Source organism: Nocardia sp. NPDC056564, from assembly GCF_042793755.1.
Classification (GTDB): domain Bacteria; phylum Actinomycetota; class Actinomycetes; order Mycobacteriales; family Mycobacteriaceae; genus Nocardia.
This window is the reverse complement of record NZ_JBHTUR010000016.1, coordinates 218,135-230,243: the sequence shown is the minus strand read 5'-3', so window position 1 is coordinate 230,243 and position 12,109 is coordinate 218,135. Positions and strand designations below refer to the sequence as shown.

Below are 12,109 nucleotides of genomic sequence, written 5' to 3'. Positions count from 1 at the left end.
TCAACCGGGGGGTATGAGAAGCCGGAACCAATAAACATATTGGCACTGACATTCATCGACACACTATTGAGTTCTCAAAGAACACACGCACACACTTCATCCCCGGCGCTAACCGGTTCGTCCGTGAGGCAACTGTTCCAGCCTAAACGGCATCTCCCACAGAGTCAAGTCCGTGTGATCACCTTAGGTTTCTATCTGACGGCCAGGCGCTCTCGTACTACCTCGTTTCCCAGTCCATCCGCTCAGCGTTTCCGCTGGGCTTCTCGGCTCCGGGTCGGTGTCCGTGTCGCTCTGACTCGAACTAAGTTACGCGGCGGATAACGCAGAGTCAAATCCGCTGTTCGAGCCGGTGTTTCCCCAGGTCAGAGCCGTGCGCCCGACCCGAACGGAAGCTTGAATCACAAGGATGTGATTCAAGCCACCGCGATCTTCATGCACCTGCCCGCAGTACCCCGGCGAGGTTCTTCTTCCCGCGCCGCAGCACCAGCCAGCGTCCGTGCAGGTAGTCACTGTCGGCAGGCGTCCATTCCAGATCCGAGACCCGCTCGTTGTTCACCGAGGCGCCGCCCTCGTTCACCGCGCGCCGGGCCGCACCGCGACTTTCGCTCAGTCCGGTGGCGACGAGCAGATCGACGATCGTGCTCGGCTCCCCCGCACCCAGCTCGGCCACCGCGGCCTCACGCAGCGCGGCCCCCAGCGTCGGCTCGTCCAAGTCGCGGAGCTCGCCGCGCCCGAACAACGCCTGACTCGCCAACTGCACCGCGCTCGTATTCGCCTCGCCGTGCACCAGCGTGGTCATCTCCGCCGCCAGCTTGCGCTGCGCTTCCCGCGCGTGCGCCCGCTCGGCGGTGGCCTGCTCGAGCTCGGCCAGTTCGTCCTTCGACAGGAAGGTGAACCAGCGCAGGTACCGCATGACATCGGCGTCGGCCGTGTTCACGAAGTACTGGTACCAGGCGTACGGGCTGGTCATTTCCGGATCGAGCCACAGGCTGCCGCCGCCGGTCGACTTGCCGAACTTCTTGCCGTCGGCCGAGGTCACCAGCGGAACGGTGAGCGCGTGCACGGACGCGCCGTCGACCCGCCGGTTGAGTTCGACGCCGGCGATGATGTTGCCCCACTGATCGGAGCCGCCGACCTGCAACGTGCAGTCGTACTGACGCCGCAGCTGCAAGTAGTCGTTCGCCTGCAACAGCATGTAGCTGAACTCGGTGTAGGAGATGCCCTCCCCGTCGAGCCGCCGCTTGATGGTGTCGCGAGCCAGCATGACGTTCACCGAGAAGTGCTTGCCGATGTCCCGCAGGAAGTCGACGGCGGACAACTGCCCGGTCCAGTCCATGTTGTTCGCGATCACCGCACCGGTCGTCGGGTCGTCCAGGTCGACGAACCGTTGCAGCTGCGAACGGATGCGCCCGGCCCATTCCTGCACGGTATCGGTCGAGTTCATGGTGCGCTCGCCGACGTCGCGCGGATCGCCGATGAGTCCGGTGGCGCCGCCGGCCAGCACGATCGGCCGATTGCCCGCGCGCTGGAACCGCTTCAGCGCGAGCAGGGGAACCAGGTGGCCGGCGTGCAGGCTGGGCCCGGTGGGATCGAAACCGGCATAGACGGTCAACCGTCCCGCGTCCAGGGCCGCACGCAGGGCGTCCAGGTCGGTGGATTGCGCGATCAGTCCGCGCCAGGTCAATTCGTCGATGATGTCGCCGCTCACGGTGTCCCATCTTTCCGCACGGGTAGTAGGTGGTTGGACTGCACCTCAGTGTGTCGAGGTCAGCCGCCCCGCGTCGAACGGTTTACCCGTCGGCGGCGAAGCCGCGAACGAGAATCCGCACGGTCGCGGCGAACCGGGATTCGAAGTCGAGACCCGCACCCGTGGCCAGGGATTCGGCCAGCAATGGGTACGCCTGCGGGTCCGCCGCCGCCTGCGCGGCATCCGCCCGTTCGTGGCCGGGTGTGGTCCCGGCTTCGGCGAGGGTGTGTCCGATGACGAAGGTCATCACCGCGTTGATCACATCCATCGCCCGCCCGAGCGGCACACCCTGATCACACATCACCGCCAGGCCGGATTCCAGGATCCGATAGGCGCCGGGCGAATTGACCGGCCTGGTCGCGAGGATGCTCACGGCCGCCGGGTGGGCGAGCAGCGTCGCCCGGAGCCCGTGCGCCATCGCGGTCACGGCATCGGGCCACGGCCGATCGTCCGCGGGCAGCAACCCCGCCATCGACCGCTCGAGCAGCCGCTCGACCATCCCGTCCAGCAACGCGGCCTTGCTCGGCACGTAGTGGTACAGACTCATCCCGTCGACGCCCATCGCCGCACCGAGCTTGCGAGTCGACAGGGCGGTGAGCCCGTGTTCGCCGACGAAAGCGATCGCCGCGTCCAGGATCTTCTCCCTGGTGAGCCCGGCACGCGGGCGGGACCTTCGATCAACCACGCGACCATCCTCGCAGATTTTTCTTGCACTGCAAGAAAACTGTGGCTAGGTTTATCTTGCACTGCAAGATAAATCTGAAAGGCCCCCGAAGATGCTGATCGCCGCCATGTCTCGCCGCCTCAACGACGGCGTCGACTACGCCACTTTCCGCAAGGCATGGATCCCCGACGAGACCGTGCCCGGCGACCCACGCACCCGCGTACTCAGCGCGCTGAACCTCGACGACCCCCGCGAACTGTTCACCCTCGCCCTGATCGAGCACGCCGAGCCGGCCGACATCCCGGTGTGGATGGAGCGCATCGCACCGATCGAGGAACGCCGATACGAACGCATCAAAGACCTGGTGGGCGAACCGACCTTGAACGCCGTGTACCAGGTGGTCGCGGAAGACGACCTCGCCCAACCGATTACGGACTGACCCCGCACGCCTGGGTCGCGTCGGCCGGCACACGGCGATCGACCGCGACCGGCCCGCTCAGCCGCGCACCAGCAGGCCGACGCCGCCGGAAGGCTCGACTACCCCGGCGAGATAGCGGAATCGCTCAGGACGCCTCGGCGCGCGGCGCCCGCGGACTGCGCCGGTACGTCGACACCGCCGGCGAGGACGGCAACCAGAACCGCCACGCCAGATCCGCCGCGGTGCTCACCCCCACCCGCGGACCGCTGGCAATCTGCCTCGCGGGAACGGCCTTGCCGAGTTCCAGCCGGATCGCCGATTTCGCATCGAACAGCGGGGTTCCGTAGTCGCTCAACGTGATTCCCAGCGCACTGCCGAGATTGCCCGGCCCCCTGGCCAAGTCGGCATCGGACCGCGCGGCCGTCCGCCGCGCCCGCGCCTCGTCCAACCCCGCGATCACCTCGCCCGACCGGATCAGCGCGGCGCTGGCGATCCCGTCCGGCCCGCTCGTCACGTTGACGCAGGTATGCATCCCGTAGCTGAGATACACGTACAGCACCCCCGCGGGCCCGAACATCACCGTGTTCCGCTTGGTCCGCCCGCGCCCGGAGTGCGACGCGGGATCCGGCCACGGCCCGGCGGGATCACCCCCGTAGGCCTCGACCTCGACGATCCGCACGCCGACCGCGCCCGACCAGAGGGTTGCCCCCAGCAGTCGGCGGGCGGCGACGGGCGGTTCGACGGCTAGTTCATCGGCACACACAGCCGCCATTGTCCAAGACGGCGGCTACGGTAGATCGACCAGCCACTGCTCGACTCCCTTGTGCCCGGAGCAAGTGCCTTTGCGAGTCAGGCTGGAACTGTAGGTGCCGTCCTTGCACTTCGCGGTCGCCCCGTCCGGCGGGGTCGAGGCCTGCTGCGGGCGCGGCACACACTTCTTGTCGATGTTCTCGTACTGACTCGCCGGACACGCCGTGTGCAGCACCGGCGTCGCCGCCGCGGGCGCGGACACCAGGGCGCCGATGCCGACGACGGCCGCGAACAGCCCGAGCAGAGGTTTCGTTCTCATTGCGAAATTCCTTGCGACAGAATGATATTCGCAATGAACCTAGCGCGGGCGCGCGGTGCGCCGGTATCGGTCGGATGACCTACACGTAGGAGCTGTGCTGACCACTGCGCAAGGTGATCAGATCATCGATGATGACGGCGGCATAACCCACCGCGACCAGCGCCGCCAGCTGCCCCCACGACACCCACACCACCCCGATCGGCGTGGTCGCGGCGACCGCGGCGGCGGCGACCAGCCGGCTCCACGCCCGCGGCAACCGCAGCGCCCGGCGGAAGCAGAACTGGCCGAGGAAATACAGCGCGACCCCGCCGGACAACGCGGCGGCGGTCGCGACGGACGCGGGTTCGTTGCCGTGCGCGATGCTCAACTGAATGCCCGCCGCGGTCACGATGATGCCGACGAGCAGGACGTACAGCGAGTATCCGTATGCGAGCACCGCGGGCCGGGAACGCTCCCGCTCCGGCACCGCCGCGAGCGCGTGTTCGCCGCGCTCGTCATCGATGCCGAAGTACGCCCACCACAGCACGTAGGCGAGGCACAATCCCAGCGCCACGGTCGCGATGAGCGGCACCGTGATCTTCTCCCCCGCCAGGCCCACGCCGATGGCGACGATCGACTCGCCGATCGCGACGATGACCACCAGCCCGTGCCGCTCACAGAAATGGCTGGCCCGGATCCGGAAGTCGCCGGTGTCGACCAGATACGGGCTCACCACCTGCACCGCGAGCGCCGCACCCCAGAACGCGTACTGATGCCAGCCGTGCACGAATCCACCGGCCAGCACCAACCCGGCGGCGAGGGTATTGAGCGGCGCGATCCGCTTGATCGCGAGCACGGCGGACTCGCCGCCGTTGCTGTAGAACAGCGCCGTGTGCACCGCGGTGATCACGAAGTAGCCGACACCGAAGGCCACGCCGGTGCCGTGGAAGGCGTCCGGAATGGCCAGTGACACCACGAAGAAGCCGAACATGCCGACCAGCAGCCAGGTGCGCCGGGCCGAACTGCTCGGCGCCACCTCGTTGGTGAGGAAGACGAATCCGCTGTACATCCACCAGATCACGCCGAACAGCAAGGCCACCTGCCCCAGCGCAGGCCAGCCGGGGTGATGGGTGAAGACATGGGTGAGCTGGGTGATGGTGAAGACGAACACTAGATCGAAGAAGAGTTCCAGCGTTGACGCCCGCAGCTGTCCCCCGTCGGCGGACGGGGTCGCGTTCTCGTTGGTCACCGCAGGAGCCTAAATCGGACACGCCGTCCACGCCCGCCGGAGGGTGGGCGCGTCGCGTCAGCCGAGCGGTTCGGTATAGAGCCCTTTGAGCTTGCCCGGGTTCACCTGGAACCGCAGGTTCTGGATGCGGCCGTCGACGATGTCGTAGGTGAACGCGCCCCCCGGATTCCCGCCCTGGCAGGCCAGCGTGCCGAGTTCGCCGTTGATGTAGGCGGATTCGAGTTCGACACCCGCGGACACCGGCTTGGCGAACACGCCGAGCAACCAGCGGGCCACGTGGTCCGGGCCGTGCAGCGGGCGGCGCGCGGCCGTGACCACGCCGCCGCCGTCGTTCCACAGGGTGACGTCGGGGGCGAGCAGATCCATCAGCGCGTTGAGGTCGCCGCCGGCGCAGGCGGCCATGAACCGGGCGGTGATGTGGTCGCGTTCGGCCTTGTCGGTGTCGAACCGCGGGCGGCGGGCCTGCACGTGGGTGCGGGCGCGGTGGGCGATCTGCCGGATGGTCGGTTCGGGGCGGTCGAGGGTGTCGGCGATCTCGGCGTGCGTGTAGCCGAACACCTCGCGCAAGAGGAAGACGGCGCGTTCGACGGGGCTCAGGGTTTCCAGCACGACCAGCATCGCGGTGGAGACGATGTCGGCCAATTCGGTCTCCTCGGCGATGTTGGGGGTGGTGCGCAGCGGTTCGGGAAGCCAAGGGCCGACGTAGTTCTCGCGGATGGCCTGGGCGGAGGTGAGCCGGTTCAGGGAGAGGTTGGTGACGGTGCGGACCAGATAGGACTTCGGGTGCCGCACCGTCGACTGATCGGTGTCATGCCATTTGAGCCAGGTGTCCTGGAGGATGTCCTCGGCGTCGGTGACGGTGCCCAGCATCCGGTACGCGGTGGCGAACAGCAGCCGCCGGTGTTCGAGAAAGGGATCTTGCTGGGCAGTTACGTCGACCATCGGATCATGCTCCCAAACCGGGCTCCGGCTGAACCGCGCAGGTCAGGGCCGGGCGACCGGCCCTCAGCTTGACCGGGACGTTCATCCGGCGGCTGAACCGGGCGACCGGGACCGGGCTGGAGCTGACCGATTCCTTGTACGCGACCGCCATGCGACCGGTCAGGTAGCAGCGGGCGGGGGTGTCGTCCGACTTGGTGAACTGGATGACGCCGTCGCGGCGACCGAGGCTCACCGGCTGGTGGAAGTAGCCGAAGCGGAAGGGGCGCACCGACTTTCCGCGCAGCCGCCGGGCGATGGTGTCGGCGGTGTACGCGGCGGTCGGCAGGCCGCTCTGGCAGGTGCCGTGGATCTGGCCCCACGGCATGCGGATCGCGGCCGCGTCGCCGATCGCGTAGATGTTCGGGTGGGAGAGCGAGCGCAGGGTCTCGTCGACCACGATCAGCCCGCGGGCGTCGGTTTCGATGCCCGACCGCGCGGCCAGTGGCGAGACGCGGACGCCGGCGGTCCAGAGGGTCAGGTCGGCGGGAACCATTGTGCCGTCGGCCAACTCGACCGCGTCGGGTAGCACCTTGGTGACGGCCCGGCCGGTCTCGCGGGTGACGCCGAGGCGGTCGAGTGTGCGGTGCAGGTAGGCGCGGGCTTTGTCGCCCATCATCGCGCCGGGCTCGCCGGTGCTGATCAGGGTGACCCGCAAACCCGGGTGCTCGTCGGCGATCTCGGCCGCGGCCTCGATGCCGGTCAGGCCGCCACCGCAGACCGCGACCGTACCGCGCTGGGCCGCAAGGGCATTCAGCTTTCCGGCGAACTGGTGCGCGGTACGTGGGTCGTTGAGGGTCCAGGCGTGGTCGGCGACGCCGGGGACGAGGGTGGTGTCGGTGCTGCTGCCGAGGGCGTAGACCAGTTCGTCGTAGGGCAGGGTCCGCGCGTCATCGATCACCACCTGCTGGGCCTCCGGATCGATGGAAGTGGCCCAGCCCTGGACGAATTCGACGCCGGTGCCGGTCAGGATGTCGGCGATGCGATGGTCGGCGAGTTCCTGGCCGGCGGCGATCTGGTGCATGCGCAGGCGTTCGATGAACCGTGGCGACGGGTTGACCAGCGTGATCCTGGCGTTCAGTTTGCGGGTGCGGCGAGCAAGGCGCGCCGCGGTGAGCAGGCCGGTGTAGCCGGCGCCGAGGATGACGATGCGCTGTTCGGTGTTCATGGTGCTGCTCCGTTGGTCCGGTCACCGGGGTTGGTGACGACCATGGGACAAACGACCCCGGGCAGACGTGACATTGCGCCGCTGTGAGCTGAATCACGTAGCGTGAACAGGACTTTTCCGGCGGACACCCTGGCCTGCCTGCACCGGAAGCAAGGGTTGGACCGGGGAGGAAATGGGGACGCTCCCGGATGTGCTGCGGGGGTGCCGATTCCTACCGTCAGCGGATGGTTTCGGTTTCCCGGTCGCGCAGATGGCGGCGGTTGTTTCTCGGTCTTGGCGTGTTCGTGGCGCTGTTCGCGGTCGCGATCGGGGGTGGCGTCACCCTGGTGTATGTGAACGCGGCCGTATCCACGGTCGGCAGTGCGGAATTCAGCAACGAGCTCGCCATTCCGCCACTCGCGCAAGCACTGGTGCGGCCGGATGGGACGCGCGAGTTCCAGCTCGATATGCGTTCGGGGCGAACGGAATTCACGCCGGGCCAGGCGACGGATACCTGGGGGTTCAACGGCAGCTACCTCGGTCCGACCTTGCGGGCCAGGCGCGGCGAGAAGGTCGCGGTGGCGGTGCGCAATCAACTGCCCGAGGCGTCGACGGTGCACTGGCACGGCATGCATGTGCCCGCGGCGATGGATGGCGGTCCGCACCAGATGGTTCCGGCGGGCGGCACCTGGAATCCGCAGTGGACCGTGGACCAACCCGCCGCGACGCTCTGGTACCACCCGCATCCGCACGGGGCGACCGAGCAGCATGTGCGGCGCGGGCTCGCCGGGATGTTCCTGCTCGACGACGAGGTGTCCGACGCGCTGCCGCTGCCGAAGAACTACGGCGTCGACGATCTGCCGGTCATCGTCCAGGACGTGAAATTCACAGGGAGCAAGTTCGATTCGGCGCACGCGATCTTCCGCGATATCGGCTTTCTCGGCGATCGGACGATGGTCAACGGCACGCTGACGCCGTATCGCGACGTCGGTGACGAGTTGGTGCGGCTGCGCCTGCTCAATGCCTCGACGGCGCGGATCTACACGTTCGGCTTCGCCGACGAGCGCCAGTTCTCGCTCATCGCGACCGACGGCGGGCTGATGGAACGTCCGCTCGCCCTGGATCGGGTGCAGTTGTCGCCCGGTGAGCGCGCCGAGATCGTCGTGCGGGTACACCCCGGCGAGCGAACGGTGTTGCGCGGCAACAAACTCGACGCCGGTCTCGATTTCTGGGGACAGCGGTTCGCCGGCGGCGACGACACCTTCGACATCCTCGAACTCCGCGCCGCCGATACCCTGCGTCCGTCGCCGGAATTGCCTGCGGCACTCGCCCATCCGTCGACTCCCGACGGTTCGGACTCGGTGCTGGAACGCCGCTTCGACCTCAATCTCGCCGGCATCAACGGCAAGCCGATGGCGATGGACCGGATCGATCTCACCGTCACTCGCGGTACCGCCGAGACCTGGACCGTGCACAACAACGACGGCATGCCGCACAACTTCCACATCCACGACGTGCAGTTCCGCGTGCTCGCGCGCAACGACGGACCGCCGCCCGCCGAGCTCGCCGGCCCGAAGGACACCGTCTTTCTTCCGCCGAACGCCACGGTGAAACTGGCCATGCGCTTCGACGGACCCGCCGATCCGAACACGCCGTACATGTATCACTGCCATCTGCTGTGGCATGAGGACCAGGGAATGATGGGCCAATTCGTGGTCGTCGAGCCGGGCGGATCGGCCGGGACCATGCCCACGCATCACGGGCATTGACCGGGCGGACGCAGTGACGCGAGCGGTCGATCCCGCCGAGCCGACCCGGGTCGAGGCGCAGGCCGATTCGACACGCCGTAGTTCAGCATTCACCTCTTGCCGTTACGGCATACTCGCGCTAAATTCATCGCACAGTGAATTCAACACTCGATGAATTGAGGCGACCATGTCGCAAAACACCTCATCACCTGCTGTCGAGGTGCAGAACCTGACGGTGCGGCGCGGCGGACGCGAGGTCCTGCACGACGTCTCGCTGACGATTCCGCGCGGTTCGATCACCGGCCTGCTCGGGCCGTCGGGCTGCGGCAAGACCACGCTGATGCGCAGCATCGTCGGGACGCAGATCGTCGAGTCCGGGGACATCTCGGCGCTGGGCCGGCCCGCGGGGTCGGCGGAACTGCGGCGGCGGATCGGTTACGTCACGCAGGCGCCGAGCATCTACGCCGATATCAGCGTGCACGAGAACGTCGCGTACTTCGCCGCGCTCTACGGTCGCGAGCGTGTCGCCACCGACGACGCGATCAACGCGGTCGGCCTGACCGAACACGCCTTCCAGCGCGGCGATCAGCTGTCCGGCGGGCAGCAGACCCGCGCCTCGTTGGCGTGTGCGCTGGTCGCTCAGCCGGAGCTGTTGATTCTCGACGAGCCGACGGTCGGGCTGGATCCGGTACTGCGCGTGGACCTTTGGCAGCAGTTCCGGGAATTGGCGGGCAACGGAACCACTTTGCTGGTGTCCAGCCACGTGATGGACGAGGCCGAACACTGCGATCGGCTGCTGTTGATGCGCGACGGGCACCTGCTGGCTCAGCTGAGCCCGGGCGAACTGCGCGCCGAGACGGGCGAGCAGAATCTCGAACGCGCGTTCCTCTCGCTGATCACGAAGGCGCATGCCGCCTGACCACGCACCGAGATCCGAACCGCCGCAACGACATAGAACTCAGGCAGGAACCATGACCACCATCCTCGAGCCGCCCGTCCGGCGGACTCCGTCCCTTCGTCCGTATATCGCGACCACCACCCGCATCCTGCGCCAGCTCCGCAACGATCACCGCACCGTCGCGATGATCGTGGTGGTCCCCGCGCTGCTGATGACGTTGCTGTACTTCATCTACAAGGACACCCCGGCCAACCCGTTCAACCCGGTGTCGCTGTTCGACCGAGTGGGCATCAGCATGCTCGGCATCCTGCCGTTCATCGTGATGTTCCTGATCACCGCCATCGCCATGCAGCGCGAACGCACCTCAGGCACGCTGGAGCGGCTGCTCACCACGCCGTTGGGCAAACTCGACCTGCTCGGTGGCTACGGCACGGCGTTCTCGCTGGCCGCGGCGGCGCAGGCGGTGGTGGCGTGTCTGGTGTCGTTCGGTCTGCTCGGCCTCGACTCGGCGGGAAATCCCGGCTGGGTGGTGCTGATCGCGGTGGTCGACGCGGTCTGCGGTGTCGCGCTCGGTCTGCTGGCAAGTGCGTTCGCGCGCACCGAGTTTCAGGCGGTTCAGTTCATGCCGGTGGTGGTGGCGCCGCAGATCTTCCTGTGCGGCTTGCTCGTTCCGCGCGGGGAACTGCCCGGCTGGCTGGAGGCGATCAGCAATGTGCTGCCGCTGAGTTACGCCGTCGATGCGCTGCAACAGGTTTCGACGCACACGAACGCCACCGGCGCAATGTGGCGCGACCTGGCGGTGGTCGCCGGCTTCGCGGTGGTCGCCCTGTGCCTCGGCGCGGCGACGTTACGGCGGCGCACCCCGTGACGGCGAACGGATCTCCGGCCGAGGATCGCCCCGCCCGCTCCGGGCGCAGACCGGGCCAGTCCGGCGCGCGCGAGGCGATCCTCGCCGCGGCCCGGGCGCGGTTCTCCGAGGTGGGCTTCGACAAGACCTCCATCCGCGCCGTCGCCTCGGACGCCGGCGTCGATCCCGCGTTGGTGCACCACTACTTCGGCACCAAACAGCAATTGTTCGGCGCGGTCGTCCAGCTTCCGGTGAACCCCGAGATCACCCTGGCGGCCGTCGACGCCGCCCCCCTCGACCAACTCGGCGAAACCATCCTGCGCGGGGTGCTCGGGGTCTGGGACTCCCCCGCCGGCCCAGGCATAGTCGCCATGGTCCGCAGCATCATCGGCGGCGGCGACAACTCCCTAGCCCGCGCCTTCATCCTGGAGGTCGTCATGGAACGAGTCCGCCAGCGCATCGCCACCCCCGAAGACGACGGCCGCCTCCGCGTATCCCTCCTGGGCTCCCAAATGATCGGCCTCCTGATGGCCCGCAAGGTAATCGGCATAGAACCCATGGCCTCCACCGAAGCCGAAACCCTGATCACCGCAATAGCCCCCACCCTCCAACGCTACCTAACCGGCGAAATAACCACTCCCCCGGCAAAACCCGACTGAAGCCGAACAGCGCATAAGCCGCACCCCCACGTCCCACCCGCCGACACCACGACAGTTCCGGTGCGCCGAACGGTACATGGACGCGACAAATGCCGAGTAGCTCCACAATCACGTCCCACTCGACGACACCCCACCCCGTCAGGTGACACCGAACGGGACATGTTCGCGCCACCAGCCGACAAAAACCACAGCCAGTTCCCGCCCAGCACCCATACAAGCGGCCCGCGCACACGAACGGGACATAGCGGCGACAAAGTTCGAGTAGACCCGCAGCCATGTCCCGTACAGCAACGCAGAGTCCGAATCGCTACGCCGAGCGGGACATTGAGGCGAACGACCAGCGGGCCTGCTGTGTCGTCCTGCTCGAATGAACCTGCCGTCGGCTTCCGCTCCCGAGGCCGCGCCAGGATCGCTGCGCCGAACGCCATCCTGCCGCGGCCGAAGACCGAGTAGCCCCACATGTCCCGCTCAACAATCGCTCCACACCGAGCGAGATGTTTCGCAAACCCGCAATTGAACCGCTGCGCCAACCGGACACGGCCGCAACAAAAGTCGACCGACTCACCATCACATCCCCTCGACAACACCACCGCCGATCCACGCCCCAAGCGAGACATACGCCCGACAAACGCAGACAAGGCTCACAATTACCTTCCCCCCGACAACCCCCAGCCCAGCCCGTGGCGCCGAACGGGACATGGCCGCG

The 12,109-nt window shown here is 67.4% G+C and carries 12 protein-coding genes; 5 read left to right on the top strand and 7 right to left on the bottom strand.

What is annotated here, in order from left to right; translation table 11 throughout:
* Window positions 1-430: 430 nt before the first annotated feature.
* Both tyrS and ACFQ9K_RS32875 read right to left on the bottom strand, forming a co-directional pair.
* The gene (gene tyrS, locus ACFQ9K_RS32880) at window positions 431-1,708 is read right to left on the bottom strand and encodes a tyrosine--tRNA ligase (protein WP_378719907.1); all 1,278 of its coding nucleotides are present in this window, start codon (window positions 1,706-1,708) and stop codon (window positions 431-433) included.
* Between the two features lie 82 nt (window positions 1,709-1,790).
* Window positions 1,791-2,432 (bottom strand): TetR/AcrR family transcriptional regulator C-terminal domain-containing protein, encoded by a 642-nt coding sequence (locus ACFQ9K_RS32875; RefSeq protein WP_378719905.1) that lies wholly within the window; start codon window positions 2,430-2,432, stop codon window positions 1,791-1,793.
* 91 nt (window positions 2,433-2,523) lie between these two features.
* Here ACFQ9K_RS32875 and ACFQ9K_RS32870 point away from each other — a divergent pair, with 91 nt between their 5' ends.
* On the top strand, window positions 2,524-2,850 hold the full coding sequence (locus ACFQ9K_RS32870; RefSeq protein ID WP_378719903.1) for a hypothetical protein: 327 nt from the start codon (window positions 2,524-2,526) through the stop codon (window positions 2,848-2,850).
* Window positions 2,851-2,974: 124 nt separating this feature from the next.
* Here the strand turns inward: ACFQ9K_RS32870 and ACFQ9K_RS32865 are convergent, their stop codons facing one another.
* From ACFQ9K_RS32865 to ACFQ9K_RS32845, 5 genes are all read right to left on the bottom strand, one after another.
* Entirely contained in the window at window positions 2,975-3,601 is a 627-nt protein-coding gene (locus ACFQ9K_RS32865; protein ID WP_378719902.1) for a DNA-3-methyladenine glycosylase, read from the bottom strand.
* 15 nt (window positions 3,602-3,616) lie between these two features.
* Window positions 3,617-3,898 (bottom strand): DUF3761 domain-containing protein, encoded by a 282-nt coding sequence (locus tag ACFQ9K_RS32860; protein WP_378719900.1) that lies wholly within the window; start codon window positions 3,896-3,898, stop codon window positions 3,617-3,619.
* A gap of 79 nt (window positions 3,899-3,977) precedes the next feature.
* Entirely contained in the window at window positions 3,978-5,126 is a 1,149-nt protein-coding gene (locus ACFQ9K_RS32855) for a low temperature requirement protein A (protein WP_378719897.1), read from the bottom strand.
* A 57-nt stretch (window positions 5,127-5,183) separates the two neighbouring features.
* The gene (locus ACFQ9K_RS32850; RefSeq protein ID WP_378719895.1) at window positions 5,184-6,068 is read right to left on the bottom strand and encodes an RNA polymerase sigma-70 factor; all 885 of its coding nucleotides are present in this window, start codon (window positions 6,066-6,068) and stop codon (window positions 5,184-5,186) included.
* A 4-nt stretch (window positions 6,069-6,072) separates the two neighbouring features.
* Window positions 6,073-7,272, bottom strand: coding sequence for an NAD(P)/FAD-dependent oxidoreductase (locus tag ACFQ9K_RS32845; protein WP_378719894.1), 1,200 nt, complete (start codon window positions 7,270-7,272; stop codon window positions 6,073-6,075).
* Between the two features lie 224 nt (window positions 7,273-7,496).
* Here ACFQ9K_RS32845 and ACFQ9K_RS32840 point away from each other — a divergent pair, with 224 nt between their 5' ends.
* The 4 genes from ACFQ9K_RS32840 to ACFQ9K_RS32825 all read left to right on the top strand — a co-directional run bounded on the left by ACFQ9K_RS32840 (window position 7,497) and on the right by ACFQ9K_RS32825 (window position 11,403).
* Window positions 7,497-9,020: a multicopper oxidase family protein gene (locus ACFQ9K_RS32840; protein WP_378719891.1), complete on the top strand. Its 1,524-nt coding sequence runs from the start codon at window positions 7,497-7,499 to the stop codon at window positions 9,018-9,020.
* A gap of 166 nt (window positions 9,021-9,186) precedes the next feature.
* Window positions 9,187-9,918 carry an ABC transporter ATP-binding protein gene (locus ACFQ9K_RS32835; protein WP_378719889.1) on the top strand — a complete coding sequence of 244 codons (732 nt, stop codon included), beginning with the start codon at window positions 9,187-9,189 and terminating at the stop codon, window positions 9,916-9,918.
* Window positions 9,919-9,970: 52 nt separating this feature from the next.
* On the top strand, window positions 9,971-10,765 hold the full coding sequence (locus tag ACFQ9K_RS32830; protein WP_378719886.1) for an ABC transporter permease: 795 nt from the start codon (window positions 9,971-9,973) through the stop codon (window positions 10,763-10,765).
* Window positions 10,762-11,403, top strand: coding sequence for a TetR family transcriptional regulator (locus ACFQ9K_RS32825; protein ID WP_378719884.1), 642 nt, complete (start codon window positions 10,762-10,764; stop codon window positions 11,401-11,403). Before ACFQ9K_RS32830 ends, ACFQ9K_RS32825 begins: the two co-directional genes overlap by 4 nt.
* The last annotated feature ends 706 nt before the right edge of the window (window positions 11,404-12,109 follow it).

Coding starts and splice junctions, on each gene's coding strand:
- ACFQ9K_RS32870 (WP_378719903.1), top strand. CDS start 2,524: ATGCTGATCGCCGCCATGTCTCGCCGCCTCAACGACGGCGTCGACTAC.
- ACFQ9K_RS32865 (WP_378719902.1), bottom strand. CDS start 3,601: ATGGCGGCTGTGTGTGCCGATGAACTAGCCGTCGAACCGCCCGTCGCC.
- ACFQ9K_RS32860 (WP_378719900.1), bottom strand. CDS start 3,898: ATGAGAACGAAACCTCTGCTCGGGCTGTTCGCGGCCGTCGTCGGCATC.
- ACFQ9K_RS32850 (WP_378719895.1), bottom strand. CDS start 6,068: ATGGTCGACGTAACTGCCCAGCAAGATCCCTTTCTCGAACACCGGCGG.
- ACFQ9K_RS32845 (WP_378719894.1), bottom strand. CDS start 7,272: ATGAACACCGAACAGCGCATCGTCATCCTCGGCGCCGGCTACACCGGC.
- ACFQ9K_RS32840 (WP_378719891.1), top strand. CDS start 7,497: ATGGTTTCGGTTTCCCGGTCGCGCAGATGGCGGCGGTTGTTTCTCGGT.
- ACFQ9K_RS32835 (WP_378719889.1), top strand. CDS start 9,187: ATGTCGCAAAACACCTCATCACCTGCTGTCGAGGTGCAGAACCTGACG.
- ACFQ9K_RS32830 (WP_378719886.1), top strand. CDS start 9,971: ATGACCACCATCCTCGAGCCGCCCGTCCGGCGGACTCCGTCCCTTCGT.